The sequence below is a fragment of the Streptomyces viridifaciens genome (assembly GCF_001888885.2).
Classification (GTDB): Bacteria; Actinomycetota; Actinomycetes; order Streptomycetales; family Streptomycetaceae; genus Kitasatospora; species Kitasatospora aureofaciens.
Genome location: NZ_CP090840.1, coordinates 272,823 through 293,550, shown reverse-complemented (window position 1 = coordinate 293,550; position 20,728 = coordinate 272,823). Strand labels below are relative to the sequence as shown.

Annotated in this window: 24 protein-coding genes; 18 read left to right on the top strand and 6 right to left on the bottom strand. The window is 71.4% G+C overall.

Annotation, left to right across the window (positions count from 1 at the left end):
- Positions 1-309: 309 nt before the first annotated feature.
- A complete protein-coding gene (locus BOQ63_RS01210; RefSeq protein ID WP_499503267.1) occupies positions 310-1,182 on the bottom strand; it encodes an aminoglycoside phosphotransferase family protein in 873 nt (290 codons plus the stop codon).
- Between the two features lie 527 nt (positions 1,183-1,709).
- Positions 1,710-2,552, bottom strand: coding sequence for an SAM-dependent methyltransferase (locus tag BOQ63_RS01205; RefSeq protein ID WP_072653103.1), 843 nt, complete (start codon positions 2,550-2,552; stop codon positions 1,710-1,712).
- 381 nt (positions 2,553-2,933) lie between these two features.
- Between BOQ63_RS01205 and BOQ63_RS01200 the strand changes: the two genes are divergently transcribed.
- Both BOQ63_RS01200 and BOQ63_RS01195 read left to right on the top strand, forming a co-directional pair.
- Positions 2,934-3,500 carry an RNA polymerase sigma factor gene (locus tag BOQ63_RS01200; protein WP_072653102.1) on the top strand — a complete coding sequence of 189 codons (567 nt, stop codon included), beginning with the start codon at positions 2,934-2,936 and terminating at the stop codon, positions 3,498-3,500.
- The gene (locus BOQ63_RS01195) at positions 3,497-4,186 is read left to right on the top strand and encodes a hypothetical protein (RefSeq protein WP_465398219.1); all 690 of its coding nucleotides are present in this window, start codon (positions 3,497-3,499) and stop codon (positions 4,184-4,186) included. Before BOQ63_RS01200 ends, BOQ63_RS01195 begins: the two co-directional genes overlap by 4 nt.
- 825 nt (positions 4,187-5,011) lie before the next feature.
- Here the strand turns inward: BOQ63_RS01195 and BOQ63_RS01190 are convergent.
- Positions 5,012-5,917 carry an aminoglycoside phosphotransferase family protein gene (locus BOQ63_RS01190; RefSeq protein ID WP_072653100.1) on the bottom strand — a complete coding sequence of 302 codons (906 nt, stop codon included), beginning with the start codon at positions 5,915-5,917 and terminating at the stop codon, positions 5,012-5,014.
- 33 nt (positions 5,918-5,950) lie between these two features.
- Entirely contained in the window at positions 5,951-7,303 is a 1,353-nt protein-coding gene (locus BOQ63_RS01185) for an NsdA family TPR-like regulatory protein (RefSeq protein WP_465398220.1), read from the bottom strand.
- A gap of 297 nt (positions 7,304-7,600) precedes the next feature.
- On the opposite strand from BOQ63_RS01185, the gene BOQ63_RS01180 reads away from it, so the two are divergent.
- Positions 7,601-8,080 (top strand): ATP-binding protein, encoded by a 480-nt coding sequence (locus BOQ63_RS01180; RefSeq protein ID WP_167395621.1) that lies wholly within the window; start codon positions 7,601-7,603, stop codon positions 8,078-8,080.
- A gap of 113 nt (positions 8,081-8,193) precedes the next feature.
- On the opposite strand, the gene BOQ63_RS01175 is transcribed toward BOQ63_RS01180, so the two are convergent.
- Positions 8,194-8,676, bottom strand: coding sequence for an SAM-dependent methyltransferase (locus BOQ63_RS01175; protein WP_072653098.1), 483 nt, complete (start codon positions 8,674-8,676; stop codon positions 8,194-8,196).
- A 75-nt stretch (positions 8,677-8,751) separates the two neighbouring features.
- A complete protein-coding gene (locus BOQ63_RS01170) occupies positions 8,752-10,131 on the bottom strand; it encodes an NsdA family TPR-like regulatory protein (RefSeq protein ID WP_072653097.1) in 1,380 nt (459 codons plus the stop codon).
- 233 nt (positions 10,132-10,364) lie between these two features.
- On the opposite strand from BOQ63_RS01170, the gene BOQ63_RS01165 reads away from it, so the two are divergent.
- From BOQ63_RS01165 to BOQ63_RS01095, 15 genes are all read left to right on the top strand, one after another.
- On the top strand, positions 10,365-10,970 hold the full coding sequence (locus tag BOQ63_RS01165) for a hypothetical protein (RefSeq protein WP_072653096.1): 606 nt from the start codon (positions 10,365-10,367) through the stop codon (positions 10,968-10,970).
- 207 nt (positions 10,971-11,177) lie between these two features.
- Positions 11,178-12,458, top strand: a complete 1,281-nt coding sequence (locus BOQ63_RS01160) for an ATP-binding protein (RefSeq protein ID WP_072653095.1) — start codon at positions 11,178-11,180, stop codon at positions 12,456-12,458.
- On the top strand, positions 12,455-12,874 hold the full coding sequence (locus BOQ63_RS01155; protein ID WP_072653094.1) for a roadblock/LC7 domain-containing protein: 420 nt from the start codon (positions 12,455-12,457) through the stop codon (positions 12,872-12,874). The genes BOQ63_RS01160 and BOQ63_RS01155 overlap by 4 nt, the downstream gene beginning before the upstream one ends.
- Positions 12,871-13,212, top strand: a complete 342-nt coding sequence (locus BOQ63_RS01150) for a DUF742 domain-containing protein (protein ID WP_072653093.1) — start codon at positions 12,871-12,873, stop codon at positions 13,210-13,212. The genes BOQ63_RS01155 and BOQ63_RS01150 overlap by 4 nt, the downstream gene beginning before the upstream one ends.
- Positions 13,187-13,783, top strand: a complete 597-nt coding sequence (locus tag BOQ63_RS01145) for a GTP-binding protein (RefSeq protein WP_079183322.1) — start codon at positions 13,187-13,189, stop codon at positions 13,781-13,783. The genes BOQ63_RS01150 and BOQ63_RS01145 overlap by 26 nt, the downstream gene beginning before the upstream one ends.
- Positions 13,780-15,018, top strand: a complete 1,239-nt coding sequence (locus tag BOQ63_RS01140) for a cytochrome P450 family protein (RefSeq protein WP_072653092.1) — start codon at positions 13,780-13,782, stop codon at positions 15,016-15,018. Before BOQ63_RS01145 ends, BOQ63_RS01140 begins: the two co-directional genes overlap by 4 nt.
- A 30-nt stretch (positions 15,019-15,048) precedes the next feature.
- Positions 15,049-16,278 carry a cytochrome P450 family protein gene (locus tag BOQ63_RS01135; RefSeq protein ID WP_072653091.1) on the top strand — a complete coding sequence of 410 codons (1,230 nt, stop codon included), beginning with the start codon at positions 15,049-15,051 and terminating at the stop codon, positions 16,276-16,278.
- Positions 16,279-16,329: 51 nt separating this feature from the next.
- A complete protein-coding gene (locus BOQ63_RS01130) occupies positions 16,330-17,265 on the top strand; it encodes an SAM-dependent methyltransferase (RefSeq protein ID WP_079183321.1) in 936 nt (311 codons plus the stop codon).
- Between the two features lie 9 nt (positions 17,266-17,274).
- The gene (locus BOQ63_RS01125; RefSeq protein WP_072653089.1) at positions 17,275-17,538 is read left to right on the top strand and encodes a hypothetical protein; all 264 of its coding nucleotides are present in this window, start codon (positions 17,275-17,277) and stop codon (positions 17,536-17,538) included.
- Positions 17,538-17,741: a hypothetical protein gene (locus BOQ63_RS01120; RefSeq protein ID WP_143174579.1), complete on the top strand. Its 204-nt coding sequence runs from the start codon at positions 17,538-17,540 to the stop codon at positions 17,739-17,741. Before BOQ63_RS01125 ends, BOQ63_RS01120 begins: the two co-directional genes overlap by 1 nt.
- 51 nt (positions 17,742-17,792) lie before the next feature.
- Entirely contained in the window at positions 17,793-17,975 is a 183-nt protein-coding gene (locus tag BOQ63_RS01115; protein WP_072653087.1) for a DUF5999 family protein, read from the top strand.
- On the top strand, positions 17,972-18,496 hold the full coding sequence (locus BOQ63_RS01110; RefSeq protein WP_072653086.1) for a hypothetical protein: 525 nt from the start codon (positions 17,972-17,974) through the stop codon (positions 18,494-18,496). Before BOQ63_RS01115 ends, BOQ63_RS01110 begins: the two co-directional genes overlap by 4 nt.
- Positions 18,493-18,993 carry a hypothetical protein gene (locus BOQ63_RS01105; protein ID WP_072653085.1) on the top strand — a complete coding sequence of 167 codons (501 nt, stop codon included), beginning with the start codon at positions 18,493-18,495 and terminating at the stop codon, positions 18,991-18,993. The genes BOQ63_RS01110 and BOQ63_RS01105 overlap by 4 nt, the downstream gene beginning before the upstream one ends.
- Positions 18,990-19,829: a hypothetical protein gene (locus tag BOQ63_RS01100; protein ID WP_072653084.1), complete on the top strand. Its 840-nt coding sequence runs from the start codon at positions 18,990-18,992 to the stop codon at positions 19,827-19,829. The genes BOQ63_RS01105 and BOQ63_RS01100 overlap by 4 nt, the downstream gene beginning before the upstream one ends.
- The gene (locus tag BOQ63_RS01095; protein ID WP_072653083.1) at positions 19,829-20,545 is read left to right on the top strand and encodes a hypothetical protein; all 717 of its coding nucleotides are present in this window, start codon (positions 19,829-19,831) and stop codon (positions 20,543-20,545) included. The genes BOQ63_RS01100 and BOQ63_RS01095 overlap by 1 nt, the downstream gene beginning before the upstream one ends.
- The last annotated feature ends 183 nt before the right edge of the window (positions 20,546-20,728 follow it).

The window sequence follows — 20,728 nt, the reverse complement described above, 5'->3', positions numbered from 1 at the left end:
GACCTTGCGGCCAACTCGGCCAGGGTGAGCCCGGCCTGCTGACGCAGCCGGGCCAGGTTCTCGTGGGTTCTGTGCTCACCGCTGGCTTTCCCGGACCGGATTCCCTACCCGGACCGGCACCTGCGAGCGCCTGTTCCTGCCCGAGTCCTGGGACGGACCCGGGGCCGACGGTCGGCGGGCGGCCTGCCGGATCCCCGAGGACGAGCACCACCGCGTGGGCCTGGCAGGGCGCTGCGGTCTTCGTCGTCGTCAGCGCCAGGGCCGGTGGTGCGCTCCACCGGCCCTCTGTGACGCCAGGTCAGTTCTTTGTCACCCGGCCTGCGCCAGTGCGCGCACGTCATGCCAGTCACGTTCGATTGCCGCCATCCGTTGGTCCCTCCAGGTGGACGGGGGTACCGCACGGTGGTTGCGGAGTTCTCGTACGAGCAGCATGGCCCGGTTCAGGGTGAAGGCGGCGCGGACGGACTGGGGTCCGGCGGCCACCAGTTCCTCGATCTGTGGACGGGCTTTCGGGGTGGCCGCCAGGACGATCCAGAGCACCGCCAGGTCGTGTCCTGGGAGGTAGTGTCCCGCGTGCTCCCAGTCGATCACTGTGACCCGTCCGTCGGGCCTGACGACGAAGTTGGTCGGCAAGGGGTCTCCGTGGCCTGGCACGAGGTCGGTGCCGGCCCGGTGGAACAGGTCGGTCAGGGCCTGGTGTTCCTGCGGGGTGGTCAGGCCCTGGCGGTGGTCTCGGTCCAGGCGTGCGAGGTAGTCGAGGGTGCGGGTGAACGCTCCTGTGGGGGGACTCCATCGGCTGAGGTCGCTCATGGCCGTCAGCATGGCGGTGACGTGGGCGGGGTCCAGTGCTTGTGGTGGGCACCGGTCGCGGCCCGGGGCGGGCGAATGGCCTGGGACGTGCTCGATGACCAGCACGTGGTGCCGGTCGTCCACGGCGATGAGGCCGGGGACCGGCACTGGCGGTGGTGTCTCGGCGAAGGCCCGGTAGGCCTCGATCTCCGCGCTGAACTTCTCGGCCCAGAGTGGTTCTCGGGTGGTCAGCAGCTTCGCGACGGCCGGTCCGTCCTCGCAGTCCCCCGCGATGAGCAGGGACTTGTCGGTTCGGGAAAGGAATGCCGTGGGGCGGAAGTCCGGTCGTAGCCGGATGACCGGTGCGGCGGCGCCGGTGAGTTCGTCGGGCACGGAGCTCCTTGGTGTTCCAGGCGCGGAGCCGCCGGGTGTTCTGGGCTGGCTCCACGCGCAGCGGGGCGGCTTCCCCGGTGCGCTCTGAGAACCCCCTGGCCGTGCCACCTGGTTCCCGTGCCGGCTGCTGGATTGAGCAGTGCGTCGATGCTCTGAAGAAAGGGCATGCGGACCCCTGTCCCGGATCGCACGCGGCCTGACCCGGTCAGCTCGCGGTGCAACGCCGCCACGTTCCCGCCTGCTCGGAAAGCCGGGCCCGCAACTCGTCCGTGACTGCGAACCCGCAACGACGCGGTACCGCCTCCAGGCGACCCGGCTCCGGACCGCAGCCAGCCACGGCCCGGGCCTGACGGTCAGAATGGCGGGTCGCCGGGTCCCAGCTCGGCTGCGCTCGAACCCAGGCAGGACGGCGGCCATGTACAAGCGTTGGTTGTCGCTGGGCCGGGCACGAGGCGGCGGCCGACGGCGGCCACCGGACATGGTGGTGCGGGCTTTCACATCATGGCAGGCCGGCTGTCAGACTGACATCACGGGCGCAGGGCTACGGCGGCCAGGGCGGACGCGTCGGCGTCCGTGGCCGGCACGACGGCGGATGGATCCGGACGCCAACGAAGGGTGGAAGCGATGCCGGGATTGAGGAGGTTCCAACCGGCGAAGAACCGCGCGAACTCCTGACGGGGACGGGGCTGGACAAATGTTCCAGTGTCCCGGTAGACCCGGGTGACGCGGGCCGCTTCCAGTGGCGCGTAATCAGGGGTGAAGTGGCTTATCACGAGCGCGGACCCGGGCGCGGTAAGGGCTTCCTTCAGTGTTTGCGTGACCTCGTGTGCGGCGCCATCAGGAACAAAGTGGAGCAGAGCAACAAGGCTCAGCGCGATCGGCTCAGTGAAGTTGAGGACGCCTGTGGCGCGGACCGCCTCCAGGAGAGACTCGGGGCGGCAAACATCAGCCTGCACGTAGGCGGTGCGTCCCTGCGGGGCGCTGCGCAGGAGCGCCTGGGCGTGGGTGAGAACGATGGGATCGTTGTCGGCGTAGACGACCCTCGCACGCGGGTTGACCTGCTGAGCGATCTCGTGGAGGTTCGGCGAGGTGGGGATGCCGGTGCCGATGTCGAGGAACTGGGCGATGCCGGCCTGGGCGAGCGCGCGCGTGGCACGCTGCATGAAAGCCCGGTTGGCCCGGGCGCCTGTCTGGGCCTGGGGGAAGACCGCCAGGGCGTTGGCCGCGGCTTCCCGGTCGGCGGGGAAGTTGGTGGTGCCACCGAGGAAGTAGTCGTAGATCCGCGCTGAGTGCGCCCGGTGGATGGCGAGATTCACCTCGACGTCCGGGGAGAGCTCCCTGTCCTCGTCGGTATGCTGCTCGGCTCCCAATGCGTGCCCCCTGCGTCGGCGTGTGACGCCCGCAGGCTGGCGCGCGCCAACGACCGCGTGGCGCGGTATGGCGAACCCCTGGCGCGGGCCTTCCCCCACTATGCCCACACTCTCGCGCGGGCAATCAAGGCCCGCCCCGCCCCGCTGCCGAACCTTGACGGATCACGGACCAGTACCGCTGGTCCGTGACCGAAAATGACGGAACATAAGCCGAGTTGACACTCCTCTCTGATAACACAAGCCCATTTGTGATCGTCTTCACATACAGCTGACCGCTGCGCTTCGATGTGCGTGTGGAGGACAGCAGTTCTCCGCCAGGCTCCACCGCTCCCGCCCCCGGGAGCGGCCGAGCGTCGACCACGCAGGTCGACGAGGAGGTTCATGACCAGCGACGACGAGTGGGCGGCGGTCCGACCCGCTCACCGACTGTCCTACGAGGTGTTCTGCGACGCCCACGAGCGGGCCTGGCGGGGGCTGGCCTGGTCGCGGCTGCACGAGCACGAACTCGTGGAGGAGGCCGTCCGCCGCATCCGCGAGGACCTGAAGCAGGACTGGGCCCGAGCCCTGCGCCAGCCCGAACCGGCCTTCTACGCGTCGATGATCGCCAAACAGCGCATCGCCGAACTCTCACTCGGAACCGCCAACGGCGAGACCCCGCCCCGGACCGTCCTCCCGGACTGGGTGGTCGCCATCCAGCGCGCTCACGCCCAGGCCCGCATCAGCCTCGAGAACCTCGACGGCTACGACGACCTCTACGCCGCGATCCTGAGACTGTCGGACCGCCAGTACGACCTGATCGTGCTGCGCTACATGCTCGACATCGACTACCCCACGATCGCCGCCTACCTCGGAATCACCGAGGCCAACGCGCGATCCACCACCAGCCAGGGCCTGGCCAAGCTGCGCCGCCTCCTCGGCGCCAGCACCACGACGGAGGACATGAAATGACACGCGGACGCGACCGCCGGGCAGCCGCTCCCCGGGAACGCGAGCACCATAGCTCACCCGACCGGCCGAGCAGGCTGCCCGACGGCGCGTCCGCATCCGACCTGCGCCGCCTTATCCGTCCACCCGCACCCCTGGGCACCGAACACGAGCAGGCCCTCCACGAACTCAACCTCGCCGCCACACTGGTCATCGCCCAGCCGCAGGCCGCGACCTCCCTCAAGCTTCTGACCAACAGTCGCCGACGCATCCACCCCGGCGGCGCGCTCGTCCTAGCCGCGCTACTTCACCTCGCCGGCCACACCGACGCTTGCCAGTTCTGGCTGCAGTTCGCCGCCGGCGGCGGCAGCCCAACGGCCGCCAGCTGCCTCTCCCTCCTGCACGCCAGCCGCGGCGAGCACCGCGACTCCGACTTCTGGCGCGCCCAGGCCGACCAACTCGCCGCCACCCACCACAGCCCCGCCCCGACTACTCGCCAGCTGCAAGAGCCCCTGCCAGACAGCTTGTGGACCGATACCCTCGCCGCCTGCCACGACGGCCTCTCCCTACGCCTGCCGCCCCGCGTAGCGGCCGTAGTCCACCAACTGCCCGTCGACTCCGACGACACGGACCACGGCGAAATCCCCCAACCCTCCCCAACACTCGTCGCCGACCTCACCCTCGCCGCCACCCACGCCCAGCCCGCGTGAAGCGAGCCTCGCCAGCCTCCGGGACAGGCGACCGAGTGTCGACGGCGGTGCGCGGGCCGGCCTGAGGCGCGGTCACCGGCCGTCCCGGATCACGTCGAGGACTTCCGCGGTGGGCCGCACGTCGCAGAAGGACCGGTAGGTGCGCAGGGTGGCGTTGTGGACCTCGTCGCGGCCGGCGGGATACCGCACTCGCTCAGCAGGCCGGATAGCGGACTCAGACCGAGGGAGCACCGCCAGCCCAGTCGAATACGGGCAATCGGCAAGCGGCCGGGCCGCCCCAGCCCGCGAGCTCGCCGTCGTGCCGGGGTATCCAGCTCCGGCAGGGCGGCGCTGGCAGCGGACCAGGTCCGGGCGAGCGCTTGGGCCAGGGCCTGGCTGGGACCAGCAAGGCAGTCCGTTTGAAGCAACTACGGTGGGACGCCTGGCTTCCCCGGGGCCCCACCGGCTTTCTCATGTATTTGATGAGCAGTCAAAGATGCTCGGCGCACGCGCGTCCCGGCGCCACCGTGATCGATGTGGGCACCAACCCGACCGCAGACGGCGGCCTGGCCGGCGACGTCGACCCGGCCGTCGCCGAGACCGTCCGGGCGAAGCCCAGCGGTCGGCCGGGGTGTGTCACGATGCCCCGGCCAGCCGCCGTCTCGTGGACGCCCGGTCCAGAAGCCGGCCAAGCCAAAGCTGGGCTGACGGCGGGCTGGTGTACGGGGCAGCCCGGCGCGGGCCGGGCACCAGCGGGCCCTCGGGCCACTCCGTTCGGGCGGGGACAGCAAATATGACGCGCTCCGAGTGCGACCGAATGGTCGATGCGGCGGATGGCGGGATGAGTCAGAGAATGGTCCAGAGCTGGTGGGGGTCGTTGCTGAGGATGCCCGCGATGCGGTGCCGAACTTCGGTGATGGTGGTAGACCCAGGCGCAGCACGTTTGGCGTTGGTGGTGATCATCCGCAGTTCTCGCAGTCCGGCCAGGACTGGGTAGCCGTCCCAGGTGGTGATGTCCAGGCCGTACTGGTGGGCGAACGCCGCGTAGTGCGACGGGCTGTAGCCGAATCGCCGGCAGTGGATCTCGATGGTGGTCAGGTCCCATTCCGGCTGCCCGAAGGCTGCGGTGTCCCAGTCACACAGGACGGCCTGGCCGTCGCTGGTGTGCAGGGCGTTGCGGTGCTGGGGATCGCCCTGGATGACCGAGGGCTGCAGCAGGTAGGTGACGCCAGCGAGATCCGTCTCGAGCTGGTCCAGACGTCCCTGGAGGTAGCTGAGTTCATTCGCGGTCAGGGCGCTGGCAACAGCCAAGGAGCGGCGGATGGCGGTCACCATGTCCACCGGAGGCAGTGCCATGGGCGGGGCGGTCAGTTGGTGCAAGGCTTTCAGCGGGCCGGCTAGCTGCTCGGCGGCAACGGGGTGGCTGGGCTGAGGCAGGTGGGTCCAGATCGTCGCGAGGTGGCTATCAACCTCGACCGGCTGGCGGACAGGGTGCAGGCCGACCGTCGGAAAGCCCTCCGCAGTGAGCCACGCGACCAGGGCGACAGTTCGCCGGACGGATTCGGCGGGTGTGCCGCGCCGGGCGATCTTCACCACGACGCTTTCGCCGGGTAGGTGGTATACGGCGTTCGTGTGACCTCGCAGCAGGACCGCGCCTTCAGGGCTGAGCCCAACTGAGCGGCATGCCCGGTCGAGGAGAGCTGACAAGTGCACGCCGCTGTAGCCGCCGGCGGTGACGTCGGTGATGGTCATGTGGGTCAGGTTTTCCTACGTCGTAGGCCGCTGTCATCCCTGCCCGGCAGGCAGGGCGAGCATCTCGGCGAGCTGCCGGGCCGGACGGCCCGACTGGAGCTGGGCGGGCAGTATGTCGATGACGTCCTGGGCCCGAGCACCGAGGATGGCGGTGCGATGCGAGGCTGGCACCTCACTGTAGGCGTGGACGGCCATCTGCAGCGCCTCCGTTGGGCTGTGGTCCATCACCAGGCACATCGCCTCCTCAAGGCGAAGGAGAGCCGGGTCGATGCCGGTGTGCCCCTCGGGATAGAGCGACAGCGCCTGCTGCTGGGCGTGACGGGCTTGAGCGGTCTTCCCAAGAGCGGTGTGGGCTCCGGAGAGGTAGAGCCACAGGCGGCGCTCTGGGAAGGCCCAGGCGTCGTCCTGGGGCGTCTCCTGGCAGTGCTCGAAGAGATCCTGCGCAAGGCGAATGGCCGCCTTCGCGTTGTCGCGATCGCCGAGCCGGGCGAGCGACCGGGCCTCGGCTGCGACGGCGAACACTGCGGTCGGTCCGGGACGACCGCGGCTCAGCAGGCGAGCCTCGCGGGCGAGCTGCGCGGCGGCCAGGAGCGGCCCGTAGTAGTAGGGAAGCATCGCGGCCTGGACGCGGACGCGGGCTCGCAGCTCGGGGTTGCCGGCGTCGTCGGCGGCCAAGCGGGCGGTGCCGTACCAGCGTTGCGCTTCGGGCAGCCGGCCGAGCTTCATCATGGCGTCGGCCACCAGGGTGGAGGCGATCGCGGTGAGCTCGGACAGGCGGGACTGGGCTGCGGCCGGCTGGCGCTCGGCGGCCAAGGCCTGGATGTCGTCCAGGTCGGCGAGCAGCAGTTCGATCATCTGTTCCGGGGGAGCGGTGACGTACAGACACCGGACGCCTTGGAGGCGCTCGTCGAGCAGGTCCAGTTCCCCGGGGCTGACCGTGGTGGTGGCCAGGGTGCGGTTGATCGCGCGCCGGGTCCGCTCGGCGCGGTCGTTCGCCGCCTCCGTCTGCTGTGGCTGTTGCGCGGGGACAGCAGCCAGTGCGGCGGAAAAGGCCGCGGTGTCCAGGCCCAGGTCGCTGGGCGATGCCTCGTAGAGGGCGCACAGCAGTCCCACAGCCCGCTCGCGGGGCCGGGTGCCAAGGTCCTCCCAGGTGCGCAGCTGCTCCCGGGTTCCCCGGAAGGGCGTCTGACCCCGCTCCTCGGCAAGTGCAGCCAGCCGGGTGACGACCTCGGGGCGGCTCCAGCCCCGGGCCTGCCGATGAGCGCGCAGGGCACTGATGGCGCAGCATTCCTGCAGCGCTGCCACCAACGCGGGCAGACCACGGTCGATCACTGCGGGAGACGTGCGCAGTCGCCTTACGCAGGCGCGCCCGTGACTATTCGTCATACCGGCCATTGTGCGTCCCCGGCGGGCCCTGAAACGCGGATCGCCGCAGAGCCGGGCCGAAACGGCCCGATTTCACCGCGCGGACCGGGCCAGGTGCCGGAGACGGCCCAACATTGCGCCTGGATCGAGTCCTTTGGCTCAACTTCGGTCGGTTGCCGAGTGCGGCCGGCGCAGCGAGTCTTGCCACCCCGAGCAGCACCCGGGAAGTCACCCACCGTCCACGCCGCTGCGCCCGGCCATCATCCCGAAGGGGAAGACATGGTTCCCTCCACGTCTGGATCGCCCGCTGAGGTCCTGATGAGGCGCGCCCGCCCCGACAGCCGCCGACTGCGAGAGGGGACGGCAAGGGTGCGGCTGCCCGGCGAAGACCGGTCCGCCGGCGCGGCCCGGGGCTTCGCCCGCGACGCCATCGGGTCCTGGGGTCTGGGCGCGATCGTCGACCTCGGGAGCGTGCTGTTGGTCGTGAGCGAGCTGGTCACCAACGCGGTGCGCCACAAGCCCGCTCACGCCACCGACTTCGAGATCTGCCTCCGGATCGGCCACGTGCCGGGAGTCCTCGCCCTCAGCGTCGAGGATCCGCACCCGGGCAAGCCGGTTCCCGGAAGGCCGAGCCTCCGCACGACCAGCGGCCGGGGACTGCATCTGGTGGCAGCCCACTGCGACGAGTGGCACGTCCTGCCCACCAGCGACGGCGGCAAGCAGGTCTGCGCCTTCTGGCGGACTTCTGGAACCGACACCGGCCCGGTCCGCGGCGAATCCGTCCCGATCGCTGGCTGAGCCGCGTGCCCAGCCCTTGGCCACCTGACAATCCCGTGGAAGAAACGATGACCAGCGCGACCCCCACCCGCGGATCCCGACGACGACCCGATCCCGTTCCCGGGCACGGTGCGCTACCGAGGTCGCTCGCCGGCAGGGCTCCAGTAGTTGACCAGCATCTCACCCGGCCAAGCAGGCTGACGGCGCTCACCGCGCGGTCCCATCTCGTCGAACAGCACCACAAGGTCGTACACCGGAGTGCCGTCGACGGCGTCGAGATCGGTGACGTGCAGGTCGCGGCCGTCGACCCGCAGCAGCCGTGGAAACGACACCGCGAGGCGGTTCGGCCTGCGGTGGTTCCGGTGCACGAAAGTCCCGGTGGCCGGCCAGCGATCGTCACCGCGCGGGTGCCGCGCGTGAAGCTGGACGTCCTCGTCGGAGCCCCGGTGGAAGTGCCAGAGCACCTGGAGGTGGGAGAACTCCTTGATGCCCTGGAGCGTCTCCAGCGGGTAGTCCGCGTTGAGGCGGATGATCGACTCGACGCCGCCCTGGTAGTCGTCGGCGACCTCGGTGTGGCCGCCGACGACTACGGCGACCTGTTCGAGCGTCAGCTTCACGTGTGTCTCCTCCCCAGCCCAGCGAACGCGACCACGTGGCGGCCACAACTCCGGGCGATCGACTTCCTGCCCGCGTCAGCCTATGGCGTGGAGAACTTCCCGGGCACGGGCGTCCAGCGCTGCCGCCACATGGCCACCGCGCGCTCGGATCGGCGACAGGGCGCTGCGCATGCCCAGGACAATGTCACGCGTCCGACCGGACTGGATGCCGGTCATCGCTTCGAGCGCGGTATTCCAGGTGTCACATGCCTCGTCGATGTGCCCCCGCTGCGCCTGAACGCCGCCGAGGAGCCCGAGGGTGACCGCGTGGGTGCGGGCGGAGGAGGCTGCCCTGGTGCGGGCGCTGTGCTGGAGCTGCTCCTCGGCGCCTTTGAGGTCGCCGAGGGCGCGCAGGGCCAGGCCGGTCTCGTGCGCGAGGCTGGCCTGCGCGAAGAACGCCACTCTGTCCGGCTCGTCACGAGCGGTGTCGGCGGCACCGAGGTCGCGTTCGGCGCGCCGCAGTGCTGCCATCGCGTCCTGCTTGCGTCCGACAGCGGCGAGCGCACGGCCGTGGACGACGCCGAGCAGGGCGCGCTCGCGGGGGACGGCCGCGGAGTAGCGGGAGCTGTCGACCGAGGCGTCGGCGTAGCGCAGCGCGGCCGTTCGGTGGCCGAGGTCGAGCGCCTGGTGGGCCTGCGCGCGCAGGATGTGGCCGGCCAGCGCCGCGTCGCCCGCTTCGGCGGCCAGTGTCAGTGCCAGGCCGAAGCCGCGCTGAGCGTCTCCCTGTTCGCCGGCGTCGAACGAGGTCCAGCCGTCGAGGTAGGCCAGGTGGCCAGCGGCGGAGAGCAGAGCGAGGCGAACGCCATCGTTGGCGGGACGGCCGGACAGGTAGGCGGCGACGTCGGTGCTCAGGAAGTACCGCAGGGCGCCGCGGCCGGCTCGGCCTCCGAGACGCTGGTCTTGGCGCGAGTGGTAGGCGGCGGCGTCCCGAAGTGCTTCGACGTGCGCGGCGGTGACCGTCAGGGTGGTGAGGGGCGCGCGTTGCCGGGCCCGTTCCCGGCGACGGTCCCACCAGCCTTGGCCGGGCACGGTGGCGGCGAACGCGGAGTAGAGGATCGAGCGGCGGCCGATCGTGCCGGGCATGTCTTCCCTGAGGTGTGCGAGGACGGTCAGAGGGTCGCTGTCCTGCTCGGGCTGGGTCTGGAGCGTGCTCTCCTTCGGCGGAGGAAAGCCGGCGTCTTCCCTGGTGACCCTGCGGCCCGCCTTGCGGGTCAGCGCCTCGCACACGATATCCGGGCCCTCACCACTGGGTGTGCCACCGCGAACCCAGTGCGAGACGGCTGGCTGAGTGATCGTGAGGAAGTCACCAGCATCCATCTCGGCGGCGACTTGACGTACGGCTGCTGCGAGGCCGCTCTGCGACCAGCGCAGCTCCTTGATGAGGCCCTCCAGCCGGGTGTTGCGCTGCAGCGCCAACGGAGGCCCTTCCTCTCGCAAACGATCTTTTATGACGTTTATGGGGTTCGCGGAGGCAACCCTCTACCCACGGCCTGTGACAGGCGGTTTGCTCTCCGTCAAGACGATAGGCCGCTCGGACGCCACATGTTGGCGGAATCCGATTCTTGTTGGTCGTCAGACGCGCTGTTGCGCACACGTTCTGACTGTCCGAATCGCCGATGCGCAACTGCTCGACCTACCAGGAGGGGACGATGACCAGCCCGAGCCACACGGCGAGCGGCCGCCTTCGCGGTACGGCGGCTTGGCTGCGCCGCATCGACAGTGGTCTGGCGAGCTACCGTGCCCAGCGGCCCTGTGACGGCGGGACGCGCCTGGAGCTGCCCCCCGTCGAACCCAGGGCCGGCTGGGTCCATCCGGTGGCGGCCGAGACGGACCTGCCGAACCTGGACTCTGGGTTCGCCCTGCGATACCAGCTGGTGCGGCTGGCGAGGGCGGTTGAGCGCGCCGACCAGATGGCCCTGCGGCATCGGAGCGAAGGCGCCCGCCTCGTGTACCTCACTGAGGTCCGCAACGCCGTGCAGGTGCTCGTCGAGATCGTGAACCGGGGCGGATGGCCCGGCCGTTTCCTCGTCGGAGCGGACGGTCTCGCCGCCGCACTGACGATCGCCTCCAACGCGGGCCTGTCCGAGCAGATCAGGCTGCTGCCCGCCCTGGAGGCCACCGTCCGCAATGGTGGCGCGCCCGAGGAGGACCTCACCCATCTGGCGGCCCTGATCGCCAGGGCGGTGGGAAGCTCCTCGCTCGAGGACGCGGCCTTGCTCGTCAAGGCCTGCGCCTCCGAGGGAGCCGCAGCGTGATGAGCCCCGGCCAGGAACCCGATGGCGCTTCCCCGGTCCCACGGCGCGACCTCACAGCGAGGCTCGCCCCTGACTCGGAACCGGCGCCGGAAGTACCGCCGGCGACTGGCCCCGTCCCCCACGACCCGAAGGCATGACCATGACTTCCAGCAGCAGTGCGCACGCAGCGCGGCCCGACGGCACTCGCCTCTCCGGGGGGCGGCCGTGATGACCGTCCCTCTCGCTGCCGCGGTGACCGCGGCGGCTATTTCCAGCGGTGGGCTGTGCGTGGCCGGCGGGTGGGCGCTCAGGCTCCGCGGGCGGGTGGCCTCGCTCGAGCGCGACCGTGCCGTACGGGAACGGGCTGCTCAGGCCCTGGCCGACCAGATGCAGTCACTGAAGGACGGCACCGAGGCTCGGGACGCAGTCCTGCGGCAGTTGGCGGAGCAGGGCATGCCGGCCCTGGTCGACCGGTTGCGCAGTTCCAGCGGCTCGATCCTCGATCTCGAGGTCCCTCCCCCCATCGCTGGCAGCGAGTTCACCTACTGGCTCGGACGGCTGATGGAGGAGTTCGCTGACGCCCTTCGGGAAGTGGAGAGCGAGTCCGGACGCGCTGCTGCGACGGCGGCCGAGGAAACCACGGCGGCCGCGGTGATCACTGTCGCCACCGGTCTGGTGAGCCTGACGGCCGGAGTGAGCCAGCACGTCGGCGAGGCGCTGGAGCGCCACACGGGCGAGAGGGTCTATGAGACCCTCAGCGTCCTCGACCACCGCGTGCAGCAGGTCCTGCGCCTCGTGCAGAACTACCTGGTCATGTTCGGCGGCCCGTCCGGGCGCAGTTGGCCGGCGCAGCCCCTGACCGACGTGGTGCGCGGCGCCCAGGGCCAGGTCGTCGGGTTCCAGCGGGTTCGGATCCAGGCGATGGACTTCGTCGTGGCGGGGCGTGCGGTGGAGCCCGCGGTCCATGCGCTTGCCAACCTGCTGGACAATGCGCTGCGGTTCTCGCCGCCCACCGCCTTCGTGGACGTCTCGTTCCAGGTCGGCCAGCACGGGGTGTCGATACTCGTCGACGACGCCGGCCTGCGGATGAGCGACGAGGAGGTCGAGCGCGCCAACCGCATCCTCGCCGCCCACCTGCAGATCGACCCCCGCGCCCTGGGGCCGAATCCGCAGTTGGGCTTCCACGTCGTTGCCCGCCTATGCCAGAAGTACGGCTTCCATGCCGCAGTCCATGCGCCGAACCACTTCGGCGGCACCCGGGCGGTTCTGCATTTGCCGTTCGGAGTGGTGAACCCTCCCGCGTCCGCCGCGCCCGCGGACGCGCCGGCCACGACTGCGCCCGAACCGGCACGGGTTCCGACCGCGGGCGGCCTGGCGCGGCGCCAGCGCCGCGCACCTGCCGCGGCCGTGACGGCCGGCTCTGGTCTGAGCGACCACGCACCGAGCACCGATCACCTCACCGCCTGGATGACAGCCAGCGCGAACAACCCCGCAGGAGGAGACCGATGAACCACACCGCGAAGCCCGACCTCAGCTGGCTGCTGACCGACATCACCGAGGTCGCGGACGTGAGCTACGCCGTGGTGGCGACCACGGACGGGCTGGTGCACACCGCCGCCGGCCACATCGACCAGGACGGCGCCGACAGGGCTGCCGCCAACCTCTCCGCGGTCATGTCCGTGTCCAAGCAGGCCGCAAGCATCGACGGAGACGCAGCCAACAGGGTGCGCCAGTGCGTGCTGGAATTCGACAACGGCTGGCTGTACGGCATGGCCGCCGGGACGAACACCGTGCTGGGCGTGCGCGCCGGACGCGCAGTCGACCCCACCGTCCTCGCCCACCGCATGGCGGGCGTCGCCTCCCGGGTGCGCGAACACCTGTCCGTCGACCTGCGCTCCAACGCCACCGGCAGCGTGCCACAGTGAACAAGCGGTCCGATCCGGGCCTGGTGCGCCCCTACGTGAAGGCCGGCGGTAGGCTGCGCGCCTCCCAGCGCCTCGCGCTCATCGCGCTCGTCGTACCGGGAGGCGGGACCATGCCCGACCCCGGGCCCGAACACGGCCAGATCATGGCCCTGTTCGGGACACAGGGCACCATGTCCGTCGCCGAGATCGCCGCGTACATCGGAGTCCCGCCCTCCGTGACCAGGATCCTCGTATCGGACCTCATCGACCACGGCTGTCTCGCCGTACACACCGCCGACCGCCCGGACACCAGCGTGCTGGAGGAGGTGCTCCGTGGCCTCCACAAGCTCGTCGCCTAACGCCCCCGCTCTCCTGCCCACCCACGTGACGAGCACCGTCAAACTCCTCGTCTGCGGGCACTACGGCGCGGGCAAGACCACCCTCGTCAGCCGGGTCTCCGAGATCGCGCCCCTGCACACTGAGGAACCCATCACCGCCGCCAGCATCGGCGTGGACGACCTCGCTGGCCTGCCGCACAAGCACTCCACCACCGTGGCGCTGGACTTCGGACGCCGCACGTTCGGATCCACGGCCCTCTACCTGTTCGGCACGCCCGGTCAGAAGCGCTTCGCAGCGATGTGGGACGACCTTGCCCAGGGTGCGAAAGGCGCTCTGGTCCTCGTCGACACCCGCCGTCTCGATGCCGCGGACGAGATCCTGGCGACGGTGGAGGAACGCCAACTGCCCTTCGCTGTTGCCGTCAACCGCTTCGACGGGGCACCGGACCACCCAGCCGAGGAGATCAGGGAGGCCCTGGATCTGGCCCCACCGACGCCCCTCACGTTCTGCGACGCTCGCGACTTCCGCTCCTCCGTCCACGCCCTGATCACGCTCATGACCCACCTGACCGCCCGGGGAGACCGTTCATGACGACCGCAGATGCTCCAGCAACCGTCCCCCGGCCATTAGGGGCCGGATCCGACCCGGTGCCCCTCTACACCGCCGAGTTCGCCTCCGACCCCGCCGGCCACTACCGGTGGATGCGGGAGCGTTTCGGTTCGCTCGCGCCGGTGCTCCTGGCTCCCGGCGTGCCGGCCACCCTCGTGATCGGGTACCGGACCGCACGGGAGATCCTCCACGACCAGATCCGCTTCCCCGCCGACCCCCGGGCCTGGCAGAGCAGCGTCCCCCACGGCAGTCCGATCCTGCCGATGGTGGAGTGGCGCCCCAACGCGCTGCGCAACTCCGGGGCCGTCCACCAGCGCTACCGCGCCGCGAACCTCGCCGCCCTGGATGCGGTCGACCTGCACAGGCTCAACCGCGCGGCCGCCGACGTGGCACGCCGGCTGAGCACCGCACTCGCCTCGCACGGCCACGCCGACCTGATCCGGGACTTCGCCCTCCCGGTCGCCTTCGACGTCCTCAACGGCCTCCTCGGCTGCCCGCCCGAGACCGGGGCCCAGGTCGCACACGGTATGGCGCTGATGTTCGACAGCGGTGACGGCGCCGAGCGCGGCGGCTCGATGGTCGCCGTAGCGCTGTTCGGCCTCGTTGCGGCCAAGCGCGCCCGCGCCGGTGACGACATCACCTCCCGCCTCCTGGCCCACCCCGCGGCTCTTACCGACGAGGAGATGGTCCACCAGCTCGTCACGCTCTACGGCGCGGGCATCGAACCGCAGACCCACCTGATCGGCAACGCGCTGCGCCTGATGCTGACCGATGAGCGTTTCTCCCGCGAGGTGCACGGCGGGAGCCTGAGCGTGCGCGACGCGATCGACGAGGCGCTGCGCCTTGACCCGCCCCTGGCGAACTACTGCCTGTCCTACCCGCCCGTGCCCACCATGGTCGCGGGGGTCCTCCTGCCGGCGAACCAGCCGGTCGTGATCGGCATCGCCGCGTGCAACGCCGACCCGGAGATGGACGGCGGCCCGCTGACCGGCACCCGCGCGCACCTGGCCTTCAGTGCCGGCCCGCATGCCTGCCCCGCCCGCACCCCCGCCCGCGTGATCGCCGAGCGGGCGATCTCCGAACTCCTCTACACCCAGCCCGAGATGGCCCTGGCCGTCCCCGCCGATCACCTCGTGTGGCGGACCGGCCCGTTCCACCGCGCCCTGTCGGCCCTGCCCGTGCACGTCCCCGTCTCCGTACCCGCCCCGGCCGCCTGACCGGAGCCGGCAACCCGAAGGAGCCCGCACGTGAACCAGCCGCTCGTCCTCGACCCGACCGGGCGCGACCGCGACGCCGAGAGCGCCGTGTTGCACCGCGCCGCCGCCACCCCCGTCGACATCCTCGGCGTCCAGGCCTGGGCGGTCGCCGACCCTGCCGTCCTCAGGGAACTCCTGCGCGACCCGCGGGTCTCCAAGGACGCCCACCAGCACTGGCCCCAGCTGCCCAAGGCCATCGACGACTGGCCGCTCGCACTGTGGGTCGCGGTGAAGAACATGTTCACCGCGCACGGCTCCGACCACCGGCGCCTGCGCCGCCTGGTCAGCGCCGCCTTCACCGCCCGGCGCATCGAAGCCCTCAAACCCCGCGTCGAGGCCATCACCGACTCGATCCTCGACCACCTCCACTCCCTCCCGGCCGGCCAGCCCGTCGACCTGCGCGAGCACCTGGCCTACCCGCTGCCCATCCGCGTGATCGGCGACCTCATGGGCCTGCCGGACACCCTGGCCGCGAACTTCCGCACAACCGTCGACGGCGTCTTCGACACCACCCTCACCACCACCCAGGCCCAGGCCAACACCGCGGCCCTGTACGCGATGCTCGACGAGCTGATCCGCGTCAAGCGCCAGACTCCCGACAACGACATGACCACCCTTCTCATCGACGCCCGCGACACCGAAGGCGACGGCAGCGCCCTGACCGAGCAGGAACTGCGCGACACCCTCCTGCTGGTCATATCCGCCGGGTACGAGACCACCGTCAACCTCATCAGCAACGCCCTCGCCGCCCTCCTCACAGACCCCGCCCAACTCGCCCACGTACACGCCGGCCGGGCCACCTGGGCCGACGTCGTCGAGGAGAGCCTGCGCCACAACGCCCCCGTAGCGCACCTGCCGATGCGCTACGCCACCGAGGACATCGAACTGCCCGACGGCACCGTCATCCGCAAGGGCGAGCCCATCCTCGCCTCCTACGCGGCCGCCGGCCGCCACCCCCGTGCCCACGGCGACAACGCCGCGGACTTCGACGCCCTGCGCGGCGACAAGGAGCACCTCGCGTTCGGGCACGGCGTCCACTTCTGCCTCGGAGCGCCATTGGCCCGACTCGAGGCCGAAGCCGCGCTGCGGAAGTTCTACGACCGCTTCCCGGACGCCACGCTGCTCACCGGCGCCCGCTTGGACCCGGTGGACTCCCTGATCTCCAACGGCCCCGCCAATCTGTCGGTCCGCCTCAACCCGAAGACGACCACGACGTCCTAAGACGCGCGGCTTCGAGCCTACGCCCGCCGTCCGCGACCGCTGGAGAACCCGATGACCCGCACTGCCCGCCGCCTCGCCGGGCCACCCCGCCCCGTGACCAGGCTCCCCACCCGGTCGCGCGAGGTGGCCGACACCCGATTCCGCGCACCTTGGGGTACCCCGCTGCCGGACTCGGGAGAGCACCCCTGCCGGATGCTGGACCTGAGCCTGGCGCAGTCCGCAAGGGTGGAAGACGTACTGCTCGGAGGGAAGACACACTTCCCCGCTGACCGAACGGCAGCACAGCGGGTCGTGGACACTGACCAGGCTGCGGAGCAGCGCGCCGTGGCCCGCAAGCGCTTCCGCACGCTCGCGACCGCGCACCTTTCCGGGCTCGGCGCCGACCAGCTTGTCGACTTCGGGTGTGGCCTCCCGCTGCCGCCGCAGCTGCTCCGGGCGTCCGGGCTGGCGCTTGACGAGCTCCACCACCTGGCCGTCCCGGGGGCCACGGTGGTGCACGTCGACATGGACCCGCTGGTGATGGCACACGCCCGGGCGCTGCTCGCCGGCTCGGCGGGAGGTCCGGTCCGTGTGCGGCATCACGAGGCAGACATTGCCGACCCTCCCGGCGTCCTTGGCTGGTCCGGCGTGCCGATCCGCTTGGACCGGCCGGTGGCGCTGTTGTTCTTCGACGTTCTCCACGAGATCCCGGACGCCCAGATGGTGCTTGACGGCTACAAGGCGGCTGCTCCCTCCGGCAGCTGGCTTGTAGTCAGTCACCGCAGCGCGGACAGTCCGACCGGCCGCGCCGAGGCCGACGGCTACCGGGCGGCAGGGCTGCCCTACTCCGCGCGGACCCGGGAGGAAGTCGCTGGCCTGGTGGAGGGCTGGGAACTCCTCGGTCCTGGTGTCGCCCCCGTGGGGGAGTGGTTCCCGTCCCTGAGCCTGACCGACCCGCGGACACGGCGCCGGGCGAGCGGCTACGCCGTGATCGCCCGAAAGCCGTAGGAGGCGGCGATGGGTAGCAGTGGCGGGCCGGTTGCGGCCCAGGCGTCGTTCCCGCCCCGACCGGTGTGGCTGCCGGCCCACACGATCCGGCTCTACTGCGGACGCGACTTCGAGGTGCTGCGGTGCAACGAGGAGCAGGCGGAGACGGTGCTGGCCGCGATCGGCTCTGCCTGCGGGCCGGTGATCACCTCGGCGTTCGGCTATGGCGATTTCCTGCTCCCACCGGGAGAGCACTTGCGCGACGCAGTGCCGCGCGCGCCCGGGTGCGGATGATGCCGCCAGGCACCCAGATCGACGCCCCGCCGCTGACCGCCACCTCCTCGGACGGTCTGTACTGGCGGGTCCGGCCAGGCGTCGGGTTCACCCCGCTGGCCGCCGTTGCCGCAGCGCTGCGCCCGCCCGCGCCGCCGGGAGCCGAACGCGCGGGCCCGCCCCGCGCCGAGCGTGCGGTACGTACGTGGCGGCCGGGCAGGTGACCGCGCTCCGCCCCCGCTTCCCTTCATTCCTGTCACCCGAAGGAGTCCGTGATGCCCGCCGAAGCGCCCTCGTCCGGCACGACGTCCGACACCCAGGAGGACGAGCTCGTCTCCTTTGTCCCCGCCCAAGGCTGGGGGCGGTTGGCCAGCGGCACGCTGGTCTTCGACGACGGCGGCCAGTTGGGCCCCGATGGCACGGTTGTGCCCGCCGTGTACGAGCGGGCGACCTGGTGAGGGCCACCGTTCCCGGTCGCGCCCCGGGGTGCTTCTCCCGCGCCCCGACCACCGCTCCCCGGCTCACCGAGCAGCAACGGGCTGCCCTCAAGGGCAGTCCGGACGACCACAACCGGCTCGCAGCCTGGCTCGTCGGCCCCGAGACGACCGCCACCCCGTGGTCGACCCCGACCGGGCTCGCGGAGGTCGACGGCACGGGCCGGTTTGAGGTGGTGCGCCTGCTCGAGCCCGTCGCCGTCGCCGCCATCGCCCGGTTGCTGCTGGCCGGCGCCCCGGTCGGCCCGGTGCTGGCCACCACCCCGCGGCACTGCCTGGAACTGCTGTGCGAGCCGGGCGCTGCCCGTGGCCTCGCCCTGTACGGCGTGGTCCACTTGGCGTACTCCGTGCGGTGCCCGCGTCCTGGCCGCGCCGCCCAGGGCCGGTACTGGCTGTCCGTGCCGCCGACCGACCTGCTCACCCGGCCTGCCGACCTGGTCGAGGCGATGCTCGCGGATGCCCCGGTGCCCGGGGGTGCGGCATGACCGCCACCGCGTTCCACCACAACATCGGAAGTCTTCCCGGCGCCGCCCAGGCCCAGGTCATCGCGGACGCGTCCCGGACGCCCGTGGCACTCCTGGCCTCCGCCGACACCCGCTGGACGACCGCCCAAGCGGCCGACGTCGCCGGCCCGGCGTTCACGTTCTGCCGGTACGGGGACGGCAGCCGCACCGAGGTCCATCCCCTTCCCCGCGCCGCTGTCCGATCTGAGCGGAGCCGAAAGCGCTTCGTCCAAACGCTACTCACCGCCACTGTGCCCCAGGGCAAGGCCGCGGACTTCCTCAGCGTCTTCCTCCAAGGACGGCTCCAGGAGTCCACGGTGCGCGCCGACGGGACGTGGCGCTGCTACGCGAACGTCGTCGAGCAGTGGCTGGTGCTTGTGGTCGTGCCCGACCGCGCCGGCAAGGGCACCGCCCCCAACATCGTCGTCGTCCACCCCGCCGCGCCACCTGCCGGCCACGACCAGGGGGCCGCCGCGTGACGCAGACCCGAGCCTTCGCCGTCGCCGGCGCCGCCAGCAGTCGGCCGCTGGTCTTCGACCCGCTGACCGGCGCCGCCCACCGGGGCCCGCAGCCGCTGCCCACCGGCCGGGTGGCCATGGACCAGCAGCAGGTCACCGGCTGGCCCGAGGAGCAGTCGGCACCGGTCCTCGCCGTCCGCGGCTCCAGCGGGCTGTTCACCGATCCGCCTCGCGCGCTGCCCATGCTCAGTCGGGCCGGCATCGTCGCGGTGAACCTACTGGCGACCCGCCTGGACGACACCCTGGTCTGTTCGGCCCGGCGGTTGAACGAGGCGGGCCTGCTGGTGACCGTGACGACCAACCGGCCCGGCCTGCCGAGGCTGGCCGAGGACCTGGTCGGCGTCGTGCACGCCCTGCGGGTGCAACTTCACGCGCCCACCGAGTGCGAACACGACAAGCTGGCCTCGCCGCACCAAGCGACCTTTCAGCAGTCGCTGACTGGCATTCGGTCAGCGGTCGACGCCGGACTGCCCGTCCAACTCCTCCTGGAGGCACCGTTACCTGGCACCGGGGACGCCGAACGGCTGTTCCTGCTCGATGCTGCCGCCCACTGCGCGGCCCAGCTGCGGATGTGCGGGCTCACCCTGCTGCCGCGCCCCGGCGGTTCCGCCGGCCGTCCCACCACCTGCGGCGCCGGACAGGCCCCGGAGGCCCGGGCCCGGCTGCTGCACCGGCGCAGCAGCACCGGGCTGCAGGTTCCGACCCGGATCGGCATCGGCCGTGCGGAGAGGCCGGTGTCCCGGTTGGGCGCCCTGGCCCGGCTCGGTACGGACCCGGTCCTCGCGGAGGTGGCCTGATGGGGCCCGCACCGCTGTCACCGGCCGAGGCGCCCGTTCCGTACCTGACGATCCGTCGTGGCGAGGAGTACGAGAAGCCACCCGTCGTCTACGTTCGGCACGGCCTCGCGGTGGTCGGGATCGGCTACGCCGACGAGGTCGAGGAGGACCGCGACCATCGCGACGTCCTGTGGGAGCGGGTCAGCGTGTGCCCGGCGGGCGCGCCGCGGTACCGGCACGCCCACCCGGAGCGCCAGGCCGCCGCGATGGACGACTTGCGTTGCCAGGTGTTTTTCACCGAGGCCGACTGGACGGACAAGGGCGTCCTCTTCCTCCTGCGTGACGTTCGGGGTGCGGAGGAGACACCCGCCAGCTGGCCGGAGGGCGCGGTGACCCTCCATCCCCCGCTGTCCCTGGACGGGGCGGCTTGGTCGGTCCTGGCCTGCGGCCACCTGGCGGATGGCTGGGTTGCCGTGCGCGTCGCCGACCCCGACCCGGAGTACGGCTACTGCGGCACCCTCTACCAGCCCTCACCCGCCGGGCCGGTCCCCACCTCGGAGGGCAAGGCCGCGACTGTCCCCTACAACAACCCGGTGGTGGGCTGGCTGGTCGCCTCCGCCCAGGCGGCACTCCTGCGCGGCTGCACCATCGTCGACCTGGCCGCCGAACTCGCAGCGGCCGGCCACACCGAGCTCGCCGAACAGGTCGCCGCCGCCTACCCCACGGCGTCGATCTGATGCTCAACACCCGCACCAGCCGCGCACAGCGGTCACCGCACCCGGCGCGTCAGGCCAGTCCGCCGTAACGGTGACCCCCGCCCGCACAGTTCCACCGCCCCGCACCCTGTTTGGAGACCCTGCTGTGCCCCCCGTACCCACCGCCAACCGGCCGGCGACTCCCATAGGCACCGGCGCACCGCG

Bases quoted from the DNA above. Each gene is read 5' to 3' on its own strand.
- BOQ63_RS01200 (WP_072653102.1), top strand. From the start codon at position 2,934: ATGACCAGCGACGACGAGTGGGCGGCGGTCCGACCCGCTCACCGACTG.
- BOQ63_RS01195 (WP_465398219.1), top strand. From the start codon at position 3,497: ATGACACGCGGACGCGACCGCCGGGCAGCCGCTCCCCGGGAACGCGAG.
- BOQ63_RS01190 (WP_072653100.1), bottom strand. From the start codon at position 5,917: ATGACCATCACCGACGTCACCGCCGGCGGCTACAGCGGCGTGCACTTG.
- BOQ63_RS01185 (WP_465398220.1), bottom strand. From the start codon at position 7,303: ATGACGAATAGTCACGGGCGCGCCTGCGTAAGGCGACTGCGCACGTCT.
- BOQ63_RS01180 (WP_167395621.1), top strand. From the start codon at position 7,601: ATGAGGCGCGCCCGCCCCGACAGCCGCCGACTGCGAGAGGGGACGGCA.
- BOQ63_RS01165 (WP_072653096.1), top strand. From the start codon at position 10,365: ATGACCAGCCCGAGCCACACGGCGAGCGGCCGCCTTCGCGGTACGGCG.
- BOQ63_RS01160 (WP_072653095.1), top strand. From the start codon at position 11,178: ATGACCGTCCCTCTCGCTGCCGCGGTGACCGCGGCGGCTATTTCCAGC.
- BOQ63_RS01155 (WP_072653094.1), top strand. From the start codon at position 12,455: ATGAACCACACCGCGAAGCCCGACCTCAGCTGGCTGCTGACCGACATC.
- BOQ63_RS01140 (WP_072653092.1), top strand. From the start codon at position 13,780: ATGACGACCGCAGATGCTCCAGCAACCGTCCCCCGGCCATTAGGGGCC.
- BOQ63_RS01130 (WP_079183321.1), top strand. From the start codon at position 16,330: ATGACCCGCACTGCCCGCCGCCTCGCCGGGCCACCCCGCCCCGTGACC.
- BOQ63_RS01125 (WP_072653089.1), top strand. From the start codon at position 17,275: ATGGGTAGCAGTGGCGGGCCGGTTGCGGCCCAGGCGTCGTTCCCGCCC.
- BOQ63_RS01120 (WP_143174579.1), top strand. From the start codon at position 17,538: ATGCCGCCAGGCACCCAGATCGACGCCCCGCCGCTGACCGCCACCTCC.
- BOQ63_RS01115 (WP_072653087.1), top strand. From the start codon at position 17,793: ATGCCCGCCGAAGCGCCCTCGTCCGGCACGACGTCCGACACCCAGGAG.
- BOQ63_RS01105 (WP_072653085.1), top strand. From the start codon at position 18,493: ATGACCGCCACCGCGTTCCACCACAACATCGGAAGTCTTCCCGGCGCC.
- BOQ63_RS01095 (WP_072653083.1), top strand. From the start codon at position 19,829: ATGGGGCCCGCACCGCTGTCACCGGCCGAGGCGCCCGTTCCGTACCTG.